Genomic DNA, 19,228 nt, shown 5'->3' with positions numbered 1-19,228 from the left:
AAATTTCTCATTTAGAACAACTAAACAGCAAAATTTTCGCCTTGTTATCGACAATATTTTCTCGCCTCAAAATAGAACACTTAATTAAGCAAATTGTTATAAGAAACTCAGTTAGTAAAAAAGTGATCTGACGAGGGCCGTTGTGATCACGGGCATATCACCTCAAAAGTAAAAATTAAGTCTGATAATTCATTGTTTTAGCTTGGATCAGGATTTTACCATATCGGCCATATGAGTACGCATATAGTCACAGATAAAGTCAACGCTGAGTTTTATGTTCGGGAGCTGATATTTGGCATGCTGATATACCAGGTTGATCTCTACCTGCGGTGTCTTGGCTGGCGACAAGCTAAGGTGTCTGGCAACTGGTGTAACCTGCTCTTTCAGATGCGCCGGAAGCAGCCAGTCGGGTGCCAGCAACAAGCCTTCCCCGTGAGCGAGCGCATCCAGTAAGGTCGCGCTGTCATTACTGATCAGAACGGGGTTTGTCGATACCGGTAGCCAGTCGTCCCCTGTTTGCACCCACCATGGCACAATGGCTGCTTTATTGCGAAACATGATGGCCGGACACTGTGATAGCTGTTCGAGCGACCAATTGGCTGAGCCGAATTTCGTGTTAAGCTGATTGGCCAGTTGAGTATGTGCCCATAATGTAAAGCCACTGCGAATAAGCGGCCTGGCTATCAGGCGGGCGTCGTCGATGGGCCCGCCCCTGATAGCAAGATCTACGGAGTCCTGGCCGAACAATGCATATTCATTGGTATAATCCAGGTCGAGCAAAATATTAGGAAAGGCCTGTCTAAATTGTCGCAGCAAAGGAACCAGTAGTGCCTGAGCCAGGCCGGGCGGTGCGCTTATCTTGAGTGTGCCACTCGGGTTATCCATGCTTTGCGAGAGCAGTTCATCGGCATAGTTTAGCCTGCTGAGGATTTCGTCGATATGCTGGTAATAAAGCTGGCCCAGATCGGTAATGCTAACATGGCGAGTCGTTCGTTTGACCAGTTCGATCCCAAGCGACGCTTCCAGATCCCGGATGCGTCTTGATACCGAGGAAGCCGGTACCGAGCATTCCTCGGCAACCGCACTGAAACTGTTTAATTCAACAACACGTTTAAAATAGCGTAGCGCTCTGAGTTTATCCATCATGATCCAAGGTGCAATTCATCTCAGGTAATCTAGTTTATTTTTGTCATAAAGACAAAACTGATTTGTAATTTAGGCGCTTTTTGGTTATCAGAGAAATAGTAATAATAGCCGAAAATATCGAGTTAGTTTGGCTATATTTATGAAAAAACAAGTGCTTATTATAAAGTCTAGTCCTGCAAATGAGTTTTCTGTATCCAGTGAGATAGCGGACTATTTGCAAGCACAATTGCAAAACTCAAATGAAACCCTGGCTTTTACAATACGAGACCTGAGTAAAACCCCGGCGCCGGTTTATGATAATCAAATTCTCAATAGTTTCTATGGCGATCAGAATGCGCTCACTGCTGAGCAAACTGAGATAGCACAGCCATCATTGCTTTATATTGATGAGCTGAAACAGGCTGACATTATTGTCTTCGCTTCTCCGATGCACAACTTCAGTGTCACGAGTTTGATGAAAAACTACATAGATCAGATCTGCCGGTTCGGGCTGACCTTCTCATATTCAGAGCAAGGACCGAAAGGACTATTGGAAGGTAAACAGGCGGTGATCATTGCCAGTGCCGGTGCCGATATGTCGCTGCCGGAAATGCATTCTGTCGACTTTCAGGTGCCCTACCTGAAGCAGGTGCTTGGCTTTATTGGTATTACGAACATTGATGTGATCACCGCATATGGGATCAGTATGCCGGATATTGGCAGTGAAGTGGCGACCGAACAGGCGAAAGCCCAGGTAGATCAGTGGATAGGTGCAATTGCCTGAGCCTCAATAGCCAGCCAGGCTTTATGTTAAATTGACCCTGATTGGCTGGTATTTGAGCTATAATTGATTCAGGCGCTTTGTTTACTGTGTGCCTTGACGTATTTTTTAACTTTTTTCATCGCCATTTGACGCTTGAGTGGCGACAGGTAGTCAATAAACAGATTGCCCGACAAGTGGTCGATTTCATGCTGCATCACGATGGCCAGAAACTCATCGCTTTGTACTGTAATGGGTTTGCCATTGCGATCCAGTGCTGACACTGTGACCTCGGTATAGCGCTCAACATCGGCAAAGTAATCAGGCACAGACAAGCAGCCCTCCTGCCCCATTGCTTTGTTACTGCCACTCTCGACCTCTGGATTAATGAGGATCAGCGGATCATTACGCTGGTCCGAAAGATCAATGATCACAATGGCTTCTTCTCGACCCACCTGAGTTGCTGCCAGCCCAATACCGTTGCTGGTGGCATACAAAGTCTCCAGCATGTCGTCTATCAGTGTCTGTACAGATGCCACATCGGTGACAGGTTTGGCTGCTATGCGCAACCTTGGATCGGGGGCGGTTAGAATCTCTAATATTGCCATCTTATTGCTATCTATCTCGATGAAAAGCCAAGCTTAATGCTTAATTAAAGGTAAATCCAGTGAAACCCACGCGCTACTGGCAGGCCTGTCGGTACTGCGAAGGAGAAAGCGACTCAAACTGATTCCAGACGCGACGAAAGTGGCGTGTGCTGCTATAGCCACAGGCATCGGCAATGGCTTCAATTTGCAGGTTGCTGTGAGATAGCAGGGCTTTGGCATGTGCCACTTTAATGCCACTGACATATTCACCCGGGGTGATCCCCAGGTTTTGTTTGAACACACGGGTGAGTTGACGAACCGAGAGGTTGGCCTGGTTTGCCAGTGATTGCAGGCTGTGCGGATGATTGAGTTGGCGACAAACCTGATCCTGCACCTGATGTAGGGCACGGTGCATATGATTACGATAACGCAGCCAGGGGCTAAGCTGAGGGTCCTGTCCGTTGCGACGAAAATAGACCAGCATCTCCCGGGCGACCTGAGCGGCAATTTGTTCGCCAAACTGCAAAGAGACAAAATGTAGCGTCATATCTATACCCGAGCTAATGCCTGCACTGCTAAATAGCTTGTGATCCTGCACAAAGATGCGGTTATCGCTCACTTTGGCCGTCACAAAGGCCTGACGAAAGCGCTCAATTAGCGCAAAATGTGTTGTACAGGCTTTATGATCCATCAAGCCGGCTTTGGCCGCTAATACGGCACCCGAGCAAATAGTGAGTATATAGGGGTCATATCTGGCCTGTGACTTTAGCCATTGCTGGGTGCGAATTCCGGCTGCGCTGTCATAACTAGAAAATGAATGGTTGCAGCCAGGTAATATGATCACATCCGAAGCATTTAGCCGCTCGGGGAGCGGCTTGAGCTGATGCAATGCCAGGCCACCATCCATTACCTGCTCATCCTGGGCACTGACATAATGAATATCAAGTGACAGCCCGGCACGACGGGCCTCGAGCAGTACTTGCAATGGTCCTGCCAGGTCAAGCGGTAAGGTATTTTGTAACAGGACAAAGTAAAACTGCTGCGGTGCTGGCATCTTTTTTCCTTATTTTCAGGCCACAAAGTCCCGAGGTTTGCAGATTGTGGCAAAACGTTCGGCCAAGACCAGTTCGGTACGGACCTTGATTTCGTCGGCACTAAAGTGCTGACCACTTGGTTGATGTTGCATATCAAATGTTAGGGTCGCATCGGTGACAAACTCGACCTGAAAACCCAGGTCGCTCGCGACGCGGGCGGTAGTCTCGCAACACTGCTCAGTGCGGATCCCCGAGATGGCCACACAATCTATGTTATTTCTTTTCAACCACATAGCCAACCCTGTATCGGTAAAGGCATTGTGGACAGACTTATAAAAGGTTTTATCAAACGATGTATCCAAAAAGGTCATGGGTTTAACCAACCCGGATGCCGGATTGAAAGGGCTATCCGGCATATCGTCACGGCTATGAAGGATTTTTACCACTTTGTGCTGATTGCACCGAAATGCCGCTATCAGCTGAGTCAGGTTGTGCTGAAAGTCTGCAAGGTCACGTTCCGACCAGTAAGGCGTATGATAGAAGGAATCCTGAGTGTCTATAACAAGTAGTGCTTTATTCATGATGTATTTTCCTGATTATGTCGTCATGTTTTCGAGACCCAGTGTAATGGGTTTCATACTACCGGAAGAGCCTAAACAGAGTCGTAAATAAGACCTATCTGGCCATATTCTCAGTGCGCTGAAAATAAACCAATATGACACTTTAATGTTATCCGGGTTGACAGTGTTCAATAATGTATATACGTTGTATATACACAGAGGGTGGCCACACAGGTTGCCTTCTTAGCAGGAAGCAGAGTATGGCAAATAATAAAGATGCACAGTTGATTGTGCGCATTAATAAAGCGCAAAGAGATGAGTTTGTTGCCTTGTGCAATGAGCTGGATACGTCTTCTTCCCGCGAGATCAGAAAGTTTATTAAGCGGTTTGTGAAAAAACACAAGCCAGAACAAGAGAAACCGGTCAAAGGAGATCAAGATGGCTAAGAAAGTTGATGTTAAAAAGCTAAAGAAAGAAGTACAAAAACGTACTGGTAAGATCGCAAAACATGAAGCGAAAATCAAAAAGCTGAAAAAAGCGATCAAAAAAGCGAACTAATCGCGAAAAAAGGCAGCCAGCGGCTGCCTTTTTCTTTGTCTGTAAAACCTCAGCTCTATTTCAAAGAGCGTAAAGCCCCTTTACAAACTGATTTTAGAAGCGGCAGTAGCCAGGTGCATTGTCATGGAAAACCCATCTGCGTTTCGCTTCCCAGACACAGCTGTTAGGATCCTGAACAACACGTGTTCTGGTAGTGTGCTCTGTGCGATCCAGATCCCACCATAGATAAGATGCTGGGCAAGAAACATGGCCATCGTAATTGGTTGTGACGCTGTTTGGTGCTCCCTGGTTAGGGTAATCGGTGTAAAAGTGGCAAATAGTCACAGGGTAAGATTGTTCCACTGAGCAATTCTTAACATAGTAGGTTTCCCAGTAACCACATTCATCCGCAGCAGCTGCTGTGCCAGACAGGGTCAACATAGCAAGTGATAGCAATACTTTTTTCATAACTTTATCCTTTTTCCTTGTTTAATTTATATCGTTCTTTTTCTTCCATCAGGGGACAGCTAAACCCTAAATAGAAACACCAAAATACCAACATTGACATCGCTGTCAATTGAGTGTTAATCATACAGATACTTTACCTCCTTACTTAGTTTAGAAAGTGGGACAATTGAACTGCGAGTTCGCTCAGGTCTTGGTTAATATTAAATCGGCCCCGCAGCGTCGCGCTCGGATCAAGCAAAAGAAGCATGGTAGAGTGTGCAACCTGATAGTTGTCGGAGGCATTATTTACCTGAAATTGTGCTCCTGTGCTTCGAGCGAGTAGCTTGAGTTGGCCGGGGTGACCGGTAACACCAATAAATGAAGGGCTGAAATGACGTACATAGGTGTCGAGTGCTGTAACGGTATCTCTTTGTGGATCGACAGATACAAACACATACCTGGGCTGCTGGGGGATGGAAAGTGCTGTTAACTGTGTTTCCAGTGCGGCTAAGTGGGACAAGGCGGTTGGGCAAATATCCGGACAATGTGTGAATCCAAACATCATGATTGTCCATTGCCCTTGCAGCACGCGCTGATCAAACTGGCCGTATGCACTTTGCAGCTCAAATGGTGCCAGGGGACGTTCGGCTTTTTGTATCATGGCCTGTGCGGTGCCGGGTTGCACGGGTTGCGTAATGGGGAGCAGCACGCCGAGTCCGCAGCCGACAAGCAGGGTGAGCAATAGCGCGTATTTGTTATGCATCGGTCTCTGCCTTCTTTGCTTGCCAGCACAACCCCAGCGCCATTAACGCAGGTAAGGTAACGCCCGCAAAATCAATTAACAGAAAAATAGGCCCGCAGATCCCGACCAGTACTTCCCAAAAATGAAACAGGGCATGGCTGCTCAACCATAAAGCAGGAAACAGCCACAGCTGAAAACGGTAGCGTGCATAAAAAGCGCCATAGCTAAACGCGCCGCCAATCAGGATATAGAACATACCGATATCACGTATAAAGTGCTGATTGTAGAACCCCCGGTCAGGCACACCGGGCACATTCCAGTACCACTGTTGCGGGTACAGCAGCATAAACACGCCGTTGGCCAGCGCCGCCAGTCCAAGCAAGACGGCGGCGGCCGTGGTGGTTTGACTTCGCATAGCATTATCCTGTTACTGAACGGTTTTTGTCAGATGGCGTCAGCGTTTGCTCATTCACGACCACACGGCTGCATGCTTTGCCATACCCTAGCGTATATTTAAGGGCCGGATAGACACGACAAGAGCTGATACCAAACGCGATAGCAATCAGCCCCTGCTCTCCCCACATGGCACGAATATGCGGACGAATGTCATCGGCATCGGGATCATGGGCTAACACCAGATCGGTAAACTCCACTATCTGAGCCAGTTCATCGGGCAATGCAGCCAGGTCTTTGTTGACGATTGCGCTGATCTGGTTTGCAGGCACGCCCGCTTCCAGTGCCATATTGACCAGCAGCTGAGTACAGGGGCCGCAGTCGTCCCATAAGATGGCGCGTAACCTGGCGGCATATAAAGGTGCCGCAGGCAAACCTCCACGATAACCCGCCATGGACTGAAATTTCAGGTACTTAAAAAAGGCATTCAGATCCGTAGACAGAATGTCCTGCATATACGTGACGTCGTAGTCATATTTTTTTTGCATTGATATGAGCATTTTGTTCAGTAGGTATTTGATCATCGGATACTCCTGGTGGTTTGGTATTTGTGGTTGGCGGTTGTACTTAGCTGTGAATGACGCTGCGCGGGGCTTTTTAACGGGCGTTGCAGCAAGAGCAGACAAAGGGTAAACAGGGCTGCAAAGGTGCATAGCATCATGGTATAGACATCGCTTCTTAATAGTGCCGCACCAAGGAGTGGGCCAGATGCCACTCCGATGCTGGATACCACGGCTGCGACGGATGAAAGCTGTCCTGAGCTATCCTGCTCAGCGATGAGGGCGAGCAGGTAAGCATGCACCGCGGGCCAGGAAAAAAATAGCAGCGCTAACGCCAGCATGTAGACCAGGTCAAAATGCGCATAAATGAGCAGTAAGGCAGCCATAAAAGAGAGCAATATGCCGCCACATAAATACAGTGTGCGGTGTGTCTGACCTGGTTTCAGAATGGGGAGTAATGCGCCTGCTAGTCCCAGTAAACCGGTCAGTGCAATGATCTGGCTAACTTGAGCTTGAGACTGGCCTGCACTTAGGCCCATCTGGCCTGCAAATGCCCAAATCCCGCTGGCCGCAATCAGATAGAGCAGCATCGTCAGCAGCAATCGGGCGCTTTTGGCTGTGAAACGCAGACGGTTTGAATGCTGTTTGGGGTTATGTGTCGCCGGCAAGGCTGGCAGCAAGGGCAAAAAAAGCATGGCGATAAAAACCACTGCAGCCATGATATAAAACACGGCGTAGCCACCGAGCAGGCGTTCAAGTGCTGGCACGGCATAGATCACCACCGAGCCGATACTGAACTGAATAAACAGCAAGGTGCCGAAGGCTCTGTCCGGATTGGTTAAACGCGCCAGGATGGCAAATGAGATGCCAACACTAAAGCCACCCAGTACCCCGGCGATAAATCGCCAGACCAGCAAACCTGTGTAAGTGCTCCATGCTGACGTACTGAGCTCCATAGCGCCTAATGCGATGAAGGAGAACAGTAAAGCGGGTTTCCAGCCAATATGGCGAACCACAAAGATAGCGCAGATGCTGCCCACTAATGCGCCATAACCATTGCTGGCCACCAGAGTACCGGCCTGCTGTGCGGAAAAGCCAATCCCGCCTGCCAGCGCATCAACTACGGCGGGTAAAAAGTTGAGATAGGCCAGTCCGGCCATGGCAACGAATGCCAGGCAAAAATAACTGAATCCCGAGTTGTCTGCATGGTTTGCAGTGTGCTGTAACATAGTCTGTCGCCTCCTGAGTCACTTTGTGATTACTCTAAGTGGTTCAGTGAGGCGGAAAAACCAGCGATTTAGCCATTTAGTCGTGAATACTATTCATGAATTATTGCTGATATAGTGAGGTATAGTTTGGTGTTTACCCAACGCACAGGACTGATTATATGGATAAACTGAGATCACTGACCTTGTTTCTGGCCACCTGTGACGAGCAGAGCTTTGCGGCAGCAGCACGCGTTTGCAACACCGATCCGTCAACTATCAGCAAAGCCGTGAGTCGGCTCGAAGCTGAGCTGGGTGTGACCTTGTTTCAGCGCTCTACCCGGCAACTGAAGATCACCGCAGCCGGGCGGCATTACGCGCAAACTGTACGCTCAAGTATCCAGGCATTGAGCAGCTGCGAAGAAGAACTCAGGCAGCACAATGATGCGCCAAAAGGACGGCTGCGGGTCAACAGTGCCGTTTGCTATGGTCATCTATATTTGCGTCCGTTACTCAAAGCATTTTGCCAGCGTTACCCCCAGATCACACTGGAGCTGTCTCTCGACGATATGCATGTGGATATCATTGAGCAGGATATTGATGTGGCATTACGTACCGGTTACGTCAAAGATAGCCGACTGGTTGCCCGCTGTCTGAGCCCGATGGACTTTGTTGTCTGCGCCTCACCTGCATATCTTGAGCAATATGGCACACCAGCCAATTATGCCGAGTTTACTGAGCACGCCTGGATTGGCTTTAAAATCAAAGAAACACAGCAGCTGCAACCCATTTTTTTACCAGATGAGCACGGAGAATATCAGCTTTGTGAGCTAAACCGCACGCATATTACCGATGATGGTGAGGCCATGGCGCAATTATGTGCCGATGGCCTGGGGTTTGCGCAGTTACCACACTTTCTGGCCAAAGCGGGGCTGGAAAGCGGCGCGCTGGTATCCCTCTATCCCGCTTTCAGGGCACCCATGCCAGAGGGTGGCGTGTTCGCCATTTACCCTAAGCGGGAATATTTGCCTGCCAGAGTACGGGTTTTTTTGGACTTTTTGGTCGCGGCTTTGGAAGCACAACAAGAAACCCCGACCCACACCTGGGCACAGCACTGGCCTTCGCAAATTCAGTTTAGCTGCTCAGCCAAATAAGGCGGTAAAACTGCCCTGTGAGCGGAGCTGTGTGAGCATGTCAGTCAAGTGAGTATGCGCGTTTTCAAACGCAAAGTTGCCCATGCTGATCCGTTTAACCCCAAGGCCGGCAAGCGTATTAACGTCTGATAATCCGGGCATTGCCATCACATTCAAAGGGAGTGAACAGGCGTTTGTTATGGCCTGAATGTCCGCATTTTCGGTAATACAGGGCAGGAACAAGCCATCGGCGCCCGCTTGCTGATATTGTTGGGCCCGGTGCAGTGCTTCCTCGCGGGCATTGTCGAGACCCAATAAAAAAGCATCGCAGCGCACATTGATAAACATATTGGTCTGTTGTGTAGCTAAGTGATGGCGAACGGCTTTTAAATGTGCTGCAAATTCACCGCTATCTGTCAGGGCGCGCGTTGCATTGATGACCACACTGTCTTCGAAATTAATGCCCACCACACCCAGCTCCGCCAGTTGTTCAATAAATTGAGCAATTTGTTGTGGGTCGCGACTGTAACCGGCCTCTATATCGACGCTCAGGGGCAAGTTCGTCGCTTTGCTGACTCGAGTAACCATAAACAGTAGCTCCTCAAAAGCCATTTGTTCACCGTCCTCGTAACCCAGTACGCTGGCCACCGCCGCGCTGGAAGTCCCCAGTGCCTGATACCCTGCTTGCTGCGCTGCTTTGGCACTGGCCGCGTCCCACACATTCGCCAGTAATAACGGGGTTGTTTGTTGATGGAGTTGTTTGAATGCTTGCATCTTATCTCGCTGATTAGGTTGTTGTTTTTCGGACCTCATAATGCGGATATGGGCGCTTAAAGACCAACGATAAAAATCGACTTGTACTATAAGCCCTGCTTATAATACGGCTTTTCATGAAGCCGGAATTGCCTCAGTCGTGTTTAAAAATATCAATTTGCTGGTCACCTTTGAGTGCGCGGCAAGACACCAGAGTTATAGCCTGGCTGCGGCTGAGCTGTGTATTTCACAGGCTGCGGTCAGCCAGCAAATGCGCTTGCTGGAGCAACAGCTGGGGCAGCGATTGTTTGTCAGAGCCGGGCGTAATATGCAGCTAACCCGTGCGGGTGAAACTTTGCTGGAGCACACCGGGCCTGCCTTAACTAGGATAGATCAGGGCATAAACTGCCTGCGTCAGGAGGAGCTGGCGGGAGAGCTCAGCATCAGCTCTACCCAGGCATTTAATACTCTGTGGCTGATGCCCAGATTGCAGGAATTCGCGAGTTTGTATCCGCAGATCCGCATTCGTCTGCACTCATCCGCCAGCTTTGAAGATTTACAACACGCCCGCATTGACCTGGCGATCCGATTCGGCACACAGGTAGAAAAGCACACCCCGAGCGCGCTGGCCTGTGAGTATTTCGGGGCTTCACCTGTGTTGCCGATATGCTCGGCAAAGCTGATAAAGTCATTGTCACTCAATACTCCGGCCGATCTGTTGGCGACCTGGCTGGTATCTTTGGCGCAGCCCGGCGCATACGACTGGCCAAGCTGGTTTGAGGCGCAACAGGTAACGGGGTATGTTGACCACCCTCACTGGACTTATGTAGACAGCACGGATATGGCACTCAGCGCAGTGGCCAGCGGTCATGGCGTGACTCTGGCGGTGCCCTACTTATGTCGTCGTCAGCTCGACAGTGGCGAACTGGTTATTCCTTTCAAACTGCCCCACCCAAACCCGGTGAAGCGCTACCTGGTGTACGACCCTAATTCGGCTCGCCTGGCCCGTTTACAGGCATTTATGACCTGGTTAAAGGCGCAGGAGATATAGCGTTATATGTTCTGTGCTGAAATTATGCTCAGACTTGATGTAAAACAAAGTTAATTTAATTCCTCATCCTTTTGTTTATAAATTGTGCTTTTTGTTGTTACAGTACCGCCTGTACAGTTTTTAGACACGGTTGTATTTGACCTTTCAAAAACATTTGAACAGAGGAAAAGGATGAAAAGGAAGCTTATTTCGTCGCTCACTATGTTGTTGTCGGTGACTATACTCACGCCACTTCAGGCGAAGGAGGATAGCGCTCTCACCGCTGCCAGTCATTATAGTGCTTATATTTTTAGCGATTTTACTGCGGGGAGCGGACATGCCGAAGGTGGCCTGGCCGTGGGGGGAGATCTATCACTGAATGGTTATGGTCTGGCGACACATGCAGCCACGCTGACAGCGGATTATGGGCTGTTGGTTGAAGGCAATGCCACTTTTGATAATGGCCGCCTTTACCGCGGCCAGGTGAGAGTAGCTGGTGAAGTCAACTTTGCCTATCCCGTGTTGTCTGGATTACCATCCGGAACAGAGATTGAAAATCAGCCTCTGGATACATCAATTATTGATAGTAAGCCTCATTTTCAGGCTGTCTCTACGCAACTTAGTGAGGCCACAGCGAATGGAATAGTGGAGTTTAAGTGGGGTGGCTTATACCTAAAAGGAGATTGTCACAGTGACACCCAGGTGTTTACTCTGGATGGCAGTCAAACCAATGTAGCTCACACCTTTGATGTCCAGTGTATTCCAGATAACGCGACGGTTATTTTTAACGTTTCTGGTGACAGCGTTGTCTTTAAAAATAAAAGTCTGGCGACTTTGTTGCCGCACAGGTCGAGAACGATTTTTAATTTTTATCAGGCTACAGCGCTGAGTATCGCCGGGATTAGTATTGAAGGTGTTGTGCTGGCACCAAATGCCGACATAGAAGCGCCACATGGAGATGCGCAGGCAACCGTCATCGCCAACAGCTGGCACGGGTCTATGCACTTGGGTAGTGTGCGTTTTCAGGGGGATTTATCAGACCTAGTCAGCTTTAACAAAGCCCCTGTTATCGTCTCAGACCCTAATATCTCGGTACAATGGCCGGACACTTATAGCTATGCGGTCGTCGCGCAAGATGCTGATCAGGATCCTATTTCTTATCAATTGGAGCTAGCACCACAGGGGGCGCAAATCAATGAATGGACAGGCTTGATCAGCTGGGAGACCGAGCAGGTCACACCTGGGCATTATTCATTTACTGTGCGAGCCGCAGATGACAAAGCGGCTTTCGATGTTCAGTCGTTCGTTGTTACGGTTAACGCTCCGGACAACTATGCTCCCGTGATCACTTCGGTGCCACCTACACTGGCTGATATTAATACACGTTATGAATATCCGGTAATGGCGACCGATGCCGACGGAGACACGTTGAGCTATCAACTCATACAGGCTCCTGTGGGTGTGCAAATTAATGCACAAAGTGGTGAAATAACTTGGCCGGTCGGGGCTGCGCAAACTGGGACTCATCTGATAGTAGTGCGGGTGACTGACGGACAGGCCAGTGATACTCAAAGCTTTAATATTCAAGTGAGCGCACCAGGCAACCAGGCACCGATGATCACTTCAGTACCCATAACCGAGGCGATATTAGGTGTCCACTATCAATATGCCGTGATAGCTCAGGACCCTGATCAGGATCCTATCAGGTTTGAACTGATTGACGGCCCTGAAGGAATGCAGATCCATCCTCAGACCGGGCTGCTGGATTGGGTAGGCGAGCAGTCTCAACTTGGAGAATACTCGGTTACTGTCCAGGTAACGGACTTACCGGGGCTTAGTGGCATTCAGCAATTCATTGTCCGACTTACTACTCAGGGCAATCGAGCACCTGAGATTACATCACAAGCCGTTGAACTGGTTGATGAGTTTCAAGACTACCACTATCCGGTCAGTGCTACGGACGACCGGGACCAGCAGCTGAGCTATGTTTTAACTCAATCGCCAACGGGGATGAGTATCGACCCAAACAACGGACTGGTAGCCTGGCCTGCGCCTGAGTTATTGCCACAAGGGCGTTTAGCTGACAATCCCTATTGCCGCATAGTCCAGGATAAAACAACGCGTGTCAGTGGAGCTGCCGACATTTTCTTGGTTGTTGATGAGTCAGGGTCTATGAGTGGTGAGCATCGTTGGATGGATGATCTTGTGCCCGCACTAGAAGCAGGTTTACGCGATGTTGGCGTTGGCAATGCGTATAGTAATTTGTATGGTTTGGTCGGCTATGAAGCTCGTCCTTCGTACAAAACCTATCTGGATCAGTATGTGGTTGAGGCGGATAGTTTTACCGAATTGTCGCGTCAATTGCGTTTATATGGTGGTACGGAAGATGGATATCGGGCTATGTCCGAGACCCTCGATACGTATCCTTTACGTGATGAAACCGCACATAACTTGATTTTGGTCACTGATGAAGATCGGGATAATACGCTTGCGCTGGACATAAATGGTATGTTGACCCGTCTTCGAGAGTCAAACGTGATTTTAAATGCAGTGGTCAACGCGACGTTTCAATGCGGTGACGGCACGTCTGCAATTGGTATTGCCGCCAATGGTGTGGGATATGTTGCCGATGGGCAGGGAGATTACTACACCTGTGAAAATGCCACCGCAATCTCCGGTTATGGTACGACGGTAAGTGACTATGTTGATCTGGCTATTCTAACAGGCGGTGCAGCCTGGGATCTCAATTTTTTGCGCGCTGGTGGCTTGCGGGCCTCGTCATTCTCGAAGGCATTGGTGGATATCAAAGTCAAAGAAATCGTTGATCAGCTACCACCGATCCTACAGTCTGATTTGCAGCCTAACTTACTATCGGTGAAGCAAAACCCATCAGGCGCTTTAACGCTAAGCGCAACGCTTCTAAATCGAGGGTTAACAGTCAGTTTAGATGATGCTGTGGTTGCTTTTTATAGCAATGATCAGTTACTCGGTCAGGTGTCTCCCGGGGTAGTCGAAGTCGGAGCAATGACTTCGGTGCAGTTAAGCGATCTGGCACCACAAGCCATTAATGGCAAAGTGCGTGTGGTGGTGGCAACGGCCAGTGATGAATGTGTCAGCAATAATAACCTGATGGAGGCGTATGTGGCGCAGGTTACGGTTGCCGACAGTGAAGGCCTGACCGATAGTCAGTGGTTTGCTGTAAATGTTCAGGACATTAACGCTGCACCAGAAATAGCACAAGTCGCACCGGTCACGCTGGAAGTAGGTGAGCGCTATAGCCAAACATTAGCAGTGAGTGATCCAGATTTAGGTGAAGGTTTGCTGTTTAGCTTAGTGAATAAGCCACAGGCGATGGAAATCAACCCTTCCAGTGGGGTGATCACCTGGCGACCTGGTCAGGCTGATGTAGGCCCGCACCTTATTGAGGCGGCGATAGAGGATCTCGCGGGGGAGGTTGTGACCACTCAATTTGAAGTAACCGTACTTGATTTCTTGCGCGCGCCAATTATCAGCAGTACACCTGTCAGGGATGCACAAGTAGGTGCCAGTTACTACTATCAGGTTGTCGCTGGCAGTGATCGTGGCGCAGCGCTGACGTACAAGTTGGCACTTGCACCCGAAGGAATGACGATTGATGCGCAAACGGGAGAGGTGGTCTGGCGTCCGGATATGGCCAGTACTGAGGCCGGGCATGAAGTGATCATCGAAGTGATTGACGATAAGAATCTGGCTGCCATTCAGTCATTCAATCTGGTAGTCAGAAGCACCGGTGTGGCGCCAGAGTTCACGTCTGTTCCGTCTACCTTTATGGCACTTGGCGATACCTTTAGCTATCAGATACAAGTGAGTACATCAGATGGGATGCCAGCTACATTGGCGCTGATAAGCGCGCCACAGGAAATGGTTCTGAATGTCCAAACCAGTACAGTGAGCTGGACACCGATACAGCCTGGCGTTTACGCCGTTGCGATAGCTGCAACCAGTGAAGGTGGCGTGACCACTGTACAAGCATTTGAACTTCAGGTCTCTGAAAGCATCAACCAACCTCCGGTGATTACTAGCTCAGCTCAGTTTGTGGGTGCCGATGATGGAAGCTTACAGTATCAGGTAGAGGCTTCAGATCCGGAAGGGAGTGCCCTCACCTACCAACTGGCAGAGGCACCTGAAGGTATGACAGTAGGACCTCAGGGATTGTTGGTGTGGCCACAAAGTGCGCAAATCGATGGGTTGCATACCGTGCGCGTGCGGGCAATTGATGAGCAGGGGATCTTTGCTGAACAACATTTTACCTTTAGTTACTATCCGTCTAATCAGGCGCCAGGGTTTACCAGTACGCCAGTTGGTATTGCGGCTGTGGATGTTTTGTACAGTTATAAACTCAGCGCTACAGACCCAGACGGTGACCCCATTTACTTTTCGTTGCTAAGTGCGCCCGAAGGGGCTGTATTAGATGCAAACAATGAGCTGCTCTGGACACCGGATGCCGCATCACTGGGCAGCCAGCAATTTGAGATACTTGCAGAGGATGCACTGGGTGCAGGCGTTACACAGCGATTTTCTGTGTTAGTCAGAGCGTTGGCAAATAACCACCCACCAGTGATCCATACATCGCCAGATTTTAGTGCCTTTGTTGGGCAAACTTATCTGTATCAGATCGGTGCCACCGATGAAGATGGTCACCAGCTTCTGTATCGCTTAGGAGACGTGCCTCAGGGCGTTACTCTGAGTGCTCAGGGATTGCTCAGCTGGACGCCGACTTTGGCTCAGGCTGGCGCACAAAGCATTACCGTCAGAGTGATTGATGAGTATGGGGCCTATGTACAGCAGCAGTTCAATGTGTCCGTCAATGCGGGCGATAAACCGGCATTTACCAGCCAGCCAGTGTTGAGCGGCTACTCCGGACTAGAGTACGTTTACCCACTGAGTGCGCAGGATTTGGATGGTGACTCCTTAACTTTTGAGTTACTTGATGGACCGGCCGGTATGCAGCTGGATCCACAAAACCAGCTCACCTGGCGACCTGATGTTGCGGACTTAGGCGTTCATACAGTGCAAGTCCGGGTATCAGACCCTGTGGGTAACCATTCCGAGCAGCAATTTAACCTGACCATCCGCTATCAGGGGGACAGTCAACCGCCGGTGATCACCAGTGAGCCACCGGGAAGGGCAAAAACGGATGAAGTGTACCGATACACTTTGACGGCGCAAGACCCAGATGGCGATAGCCTGATTTATCAATTGCAAAGCGCACCGCAAGGTATGGCTGTTGATGCGTTGGGGGTTATTACCTGGCAGCCGCAGACCACACAGGTCGGGATCCACAGCGTGACGGTAAGCGTGCGTGATATTACCGGTCAGTCTGTTTCACAGCAGTTTAATATCGCGGTGACGGCACCAGGACCGTTCAATCGCCGCAAGTGTCGTTAACAGGGAAAAGATTATGACAAACCATACAATACAGCTAGACAATATACGAGCGCAGAGGGGTATTCTGGCGCTGATCACCTATGGCCTGGTGCTGTGCATGCTATTTGTGTTTTATTCACCTTCGGCATTGGCAATGCGTTATGCCATGGGGCAGCAGGGCCACGAGGTAGCATATACCGATCAGCTCATGACGCAGCTCGAGGTGCTTAAAGACAACACGGAAAAAGCGCTTTATTACGTGAACAAGTATGCCGATATGCCCGCTCAGCGAGCGCAGGTGCTGACCATATATCGCCAGTCGCTGAAGGCGATGCGAGCACAGTTGAGCACATTGGCCGCGCTCAGTCACAAAGAGATCCACGAGCAACTGGCTGAGGCAATGGCTGAGCAGGATCAGGCTGCAATGACATTGAACAAGCGGATTTTGGCCGCCTATGAGGCGCACTGGCCGGTGATTGCCGACAACCTCAAGCGCCAGACCCAGACAGAGCGTGCAAACCTCGCGGATGCACAGGCATTGGAGAGGTACCTGAGTAATATTCAGTTTGGTCGTTCGCACCATCAATATGACAATGACCAGCTTCCCTTTGGTCCTTTGCCAAACGTTGCACACCGTCCTGCAGACAGTATCCAGGCACTGCAGGCGAGGTTAGGCATTGCACCTCAGAGCCTGGCAATGTCTGCATTGCAGCGGGCTGAGTCTCAGGACCTCAGTGCCTATCTGGCATTGAATGTGGATACAGCACGTACGGCTGAGCTTGAACAGCTGGCAGCAAGCCTGAACTCTGATCCCGTGCAAATCTACCAATATGTATACAACCACATTGAATATGTCCCGGCTTTTGGTTCCATTCAGGGGGCGGACTATACGCGTCAGACCCAGCGAGGCAATGCGTTTGATCAGGCCAGCCTGATGATATCGCTGCTGCGCCTGTCGGGTGTGCCTGCCCGTTATGTATATGGCTCTGTCGAGGTAGATCCGGAACAGGTGAAAAACTGGGTAGGCGGTGTGGCGGTTATTGAAGCCGCACAAAACCTGCTCGGGCAAGGCGGTGTCCCTAATGTGATTATTAAAGGTGCCGAAGACTCTGTGGTTTCCTACGGTCTCGAACACGTTTGGGTGGAGTTTTACCAAGATGGTCAGTGGCATGCGGCGGATCCGAGTTTTAAGCAGTATGAGTATAGTGAGGGTGTGGATTTAAAGGCTGCACTACAGTTGGATGGGCGCAGCCTGACAGACTCGTTACTGGATGGGGCTGAGCAGAATGAGATTGAAGGTTGGGTTAAACACTTAAACCGGGGAGGGCTTGAGTCAAAGTTGCAAAGCGCAAAGTTACAATTGGAAAATGCCTTAGAACAGTCTTTTCCCGGTGCTACTGTTCAGGAGGTGTTGGGGGAAAAAGTAATACTTCAGCAAAATGGAGTGGTATTACCCACTCTGCCCTACCATACTATTCGGGCCAGTCAGGCATTAAAACACATTCCTGATAACTTACGTCACAAGTTCAAGTATGAGTTGCAATCGGGTGCTTCTGGCCTGCCTCAAACTCATATTAGGCTGGAGAAAAGTTTACCTGAGATTCTGGGCTATCAAACAGCACTGTCCTTTACCCCGGCAACAAGAGCGGACAGCGAGCTCTTAAGAAACTACTTGCCCTCAGATTTGAGTGATGTGTCACAATTACCAAAGACATTTCCTTATGGATTAGCGAACGTTAAAGCTGAAATTAGTATTTCTGGCAATACAGTTGTATCCGGGGGCAATTTTGCAATTGGCGATGAATTGCAGGCATCTATGGGTTTTTGGAGCCCCCGATTTGGCTGGGAATTGAGTGCCAGTCCCCTCATTGCGGGTGAATACCATGGGATTGGTATAGATGCGCATGGTGTTAGCAGAGAAATAATGGGAGATGTGAAAAATCAGTTCATACGCTTAAAAGAGCGACTGGAAAGTGGGCAGACGAGTAATATCTCTCGTCACGAGGCCGTAGGCAGTTTTCTCCAGGCTGGGATTTATACCTATTTTGCTAGCACACAAGCACAAAACGTCATCGCTAGCGTAGTAGATGAGATGGTGACTTACCGTCAGCCAAGTTATGGCACATTTTCAACCAATTTATCTGTGAGTTACCGGTTTGGAGTTCCTTTTCGTGTTGAACCAATTGGTTTTACGATGGATGTAGATCAATTGAGCAACAACACCGAATCCAGTACTAATTGCTGGGATACATGGCATACTTTCAATAAGCATATCGGTGGTATTTCTTCTTATCTGGAAAATCGTATTCCGGAAATTTTATTGACCAAGGGAGGAAATACTGGACAAGGTGTCAGTGCAATTGCTGCGTTAAACATCGCTTCCAATTTAGGACAAAAGATCTATACCCTGACCCAGTCCAACCTGGATTCTTTACAACAAGTGACAATTGATAGTCAGGCAAGGAGTGAAATTCTCATCGCTGTTCAGGCAGGAAAAACAGTGCTATTGCATGAGCGTCCTGTTCAGGTTGGCACATGGCATGGTTCTGGGTATGTGATTTATGATCAGGATTCTGGGGCTGGGGCGTATAAAATTTCTGGGGGGGCCAACGGGGGCTTCTTATCTGATGATGCGGCGGGAACTTTAACGTGGTTAGGGTTTGTAGCTGGCGCGATCAGTACGGTAGCACTGAGCTTTTTGTTCTATGTGGCAGCAATAATTACGGTATTGCTCCTAGTCGACTTGCTCCTTGATTACCGGGCCATAGATCATCGTTGTGCCGGTTTAGGTGGTTTGATAATGCTTGCGGTGGGCGTTTCAATTGCTGGAATATTTGCTGCCCCTTTGATGGGGATCGTGTTGATGTATACTGGGCTTTTAGCTGGTAATGCACCGTTGACGGTAGCAAATAGCTCAATTTGTAGAAACTAGCTGGAGCGTGAGAGTGGCTGCACT

Annotated in this window: 16 protein-coding genes; 6 read left to right on the top strand and 10 right to left on the bottom strand. The window is 49.4% G+C overall.

From position 1 onward, the window contains the following. Nucleotides 1-207 precede the first annotated feature (207 nt). Complete coding sequence (locus tag C3B51_RS21895) at nt 208-1,143, bottom strand: LysR family transcriptional regulator (RefSeq protein ID WP_165389221.1); 936 nt, start codon at nt 1,141-1,143, stop codon at nt 208-210. 142 nt (nt 1,144-1,285) lie between these two features. On the opposite strand from C3B51_RS21895, the gene C3B51_RS21890 reads away from it, so the two are divergent. Next, the gene (locus C3B51_RS21890; protein WP_125719758.1) at nt 1,286-1,909 is read left to right on the top strand and encodes an FMN-dependent NADH-azoreductase; all 624 of its coding nucleotides are present in this window, start codon (nt 1,286-1,288) and stop codon (nt 1,907-1,909) included. 68 nt (nt 1,910-1,977) lie between these two features. On the opposite strand, the gene def is transcribed toward C3B51_RS21890, so the two are convergent. From def to C3B51_RS21875, 3 genes are all read right to left on the bottom strand, one after another. Continuing rightward, complete coding sequence (gene def, locus C3B51_RS21885; RefSeq protein WP_130246388.1) at nt 1,978-2,493, bottom strand: peptide deformylase; 516 nt, start codon at nt 2,491-2,493, stop codon at nt 1,978-1,980. Nucleotides 2,494-2,566: 73 nt separating this feature from the next. Next, on the bottom strand, nt 2,567-3,526 hold the full coding sequence (locus C3B51_RS21880; protein ID WP_130246387.1) for a GlxA family transcriptional regulator: 960 nt from the start codon (nt 3,524-3,526) through the stop codon (nt 2,567-2,569). A gap of 15 nt (nt 3,527-3,541) precedes the next feature. Next, entirely contained in the window at nt 3,542-4,087 is a 546-nt protein-coding gene (locus C3B51_RS21875) for an isochorismatase family protein (protein WP_125719752.1), read from the bottom strand. A gap of 239 nt (nt 4,088-4,326) precedes the next feature. On the opposite strand from C3B51_RS21875, the gene C3B51_RS21870 reads away from it, so the two are divergent. Next, nucleotides 4,327-4,512, top strand: coding sequence for a hypothetical protein (locus tag C3B51_RS21870; RefSeq protein ID WP_010384442.1), 186 nt, complete (start codon nt 4,327-4,329; stop codon nt 4,510-4,512). Between the two features lie 205 nt (nt 4,513-4,717). Here the strand turns inward: C3B51_RS21870 and C3B51_RS21865 are convergent, their stop codons facing one another. The 5 genes from C3B51_RS21865 to C3B51_RS21845 all read right to left on the bottom strand — a co-directional run bounded on the left by C3B51_RS21865 (nt 4,718) and on the right by C3B51_RS21845 (nt 7,974). Continuing rightward, nucleotides 4,718-5,071 (bottom strand): hypothetical protein, encoded by a 354-nt coding sequence (locus C3B51_RS21865; RefSeq protein ID WP_125719750.1) that lies wholly within the window; start codon nt 5,069-5,071, stop codon nt 4,718-4,720. A 145-nt stretch (nt 5,072-5,216) separates the two neighbouring features. Beyond that, entirely contained in the window at nt 5,217-5,813 is a 597-nt protein-coding gene (locus tag C3B51_RS21860) for an SCO family protein (protein WP_130246386.1), read from the bottom strand. Beyond that, a complete protein-coding gene (locus tag C3B51_RS21855) occupies nt 5,806-6,207 on the bottom strand; it encodes a hypothetical protein (protein WP_130246385.1) in 402 nt (133 codons plus the stop codon). Before C3B51_RS21855 ends, C3B51_RS21860 begins: the two co-directional genes overlap by 8 nt. Before the next feature lie 4 nt (nt 6,208-6,211). Continuing rightward, complete coding sequence (locus tag C3B51_RS21850; RefSeq protein ID WP_130246384.1) at nt 6,212-6,769, bottom strand: hypothetical protein; 558 nt, start codon at nt 6,767-6,769, stop codon at nt 6,212-6,214. Further along, nucleotides 6,766-7,974: an MFS transporter gene (locus C3B51_RS21845; RefSeq protein ID WP_130246383.1), complete on the bottom strand. Its 1,209-nt coding sequence runs from the start codon at nt 7,972-7,974 to the stop codon at nt 6,766-6,768. Before C3B51_RS21845 ends, C3B51_RS21850 begins: the two co-directional genes overlap by 4 nt. Before the next feature lie 158 nt (nt 7,975-8,132). Here C3B51_RS21845 and C3B51_RS21840 point away from each other — a divergent pair, with 158 nt between their 5' ends. After that, nucleotides 8,133-9,104 (top strand): LysR family transcriptional regulator, encoded by a 972-nt coding sequence (locus C3B51_RS21840; protein ID WP_130246382.1) that lies wholly within the window; start codon nt 8,133-8,135, stop codon nt 9,102-9,104. Here C3B51_RS21840 and C3B51_RS21835 read toward each other — a convergent pair. Then, nucleotides 9,093-9,857: an isocitrate lyase/PEP mutase family protein gene (locus tag C3B51_RS21835; RefSeq protein WP_130246381.1), complete on the bottom strand. Its 765-nt coding sequence runs from the start codon at nt 9,855-9,857 to the stop codon at nt 9,093-9,095. The two genes, C3B51_RS21840 and C3B51_RS21835, sit on opposite strands and share 12 nt — an antisense overlap. Nucleotides 9,858-9,996: 139 nt before the next feature. On the opposite strand from C3B51_RS21835, the gene C3B51_RS21830 reads away from it, so the two are divergent. From C3B51_RS21830 to C3B51_RS21820, 3 genes are all read left to right on the top strand, one after another. Further along, nucleotides 9,997-10,887: a LysR substrate-binding domain-containing protein gene (locus C3B51_RS21830; RefSeq protein ID WP_130246380.1), complete on the top strand. Its 891-nt coding sequence runs from the start codon at nt 9,997-9,999 to the stop codon at nt 10,885-10,887. A 171-nt stretch (nt 10,888-11,058) separates the two neighbouring features. After that, a complete protein-coding gene (locus C3B51_RS21825) occupies nt 11,059-16,293 on the top strand; it encodes a putative Ig domain-containing protein (RefSeq protein WP_130246379.1) in 5,235 nt (1,744 codons plus the stop codon). Between the two features lie 13 nt (nt 16,294-16,306). Next, complete coding sequence (locus C3B51_RS21820; RefSeq protein WP_130246378.1) at nt 16,307-19,204, top strand: transglutaminase-like domain-containing protein; 2,898 nt, start codon at nt 16,307-16,309, stop codon at nt 19,202-19,204. The last annotated feature ends 24 nt before the right edge of the window (nt 19,205-19,228 follow it).

The sequence above is a fragment of the Pseudoalteromonas rubra genome (assembly GCF_004212645.1).
In the GTDB taxonomy this organism is placed as follows: domain Bacteria; phylum Pseudomonadota; class Gammaproteobacteria; order Enterobacterales; family Alteromonadaceae; genus Pseudoalteromonas; species Pseudoalteromonas rubra_G.
Note: the sequence above shows the minus strand (reverse complement) of the source record. Positions and strands in the feature narration are given on the sequence as shown.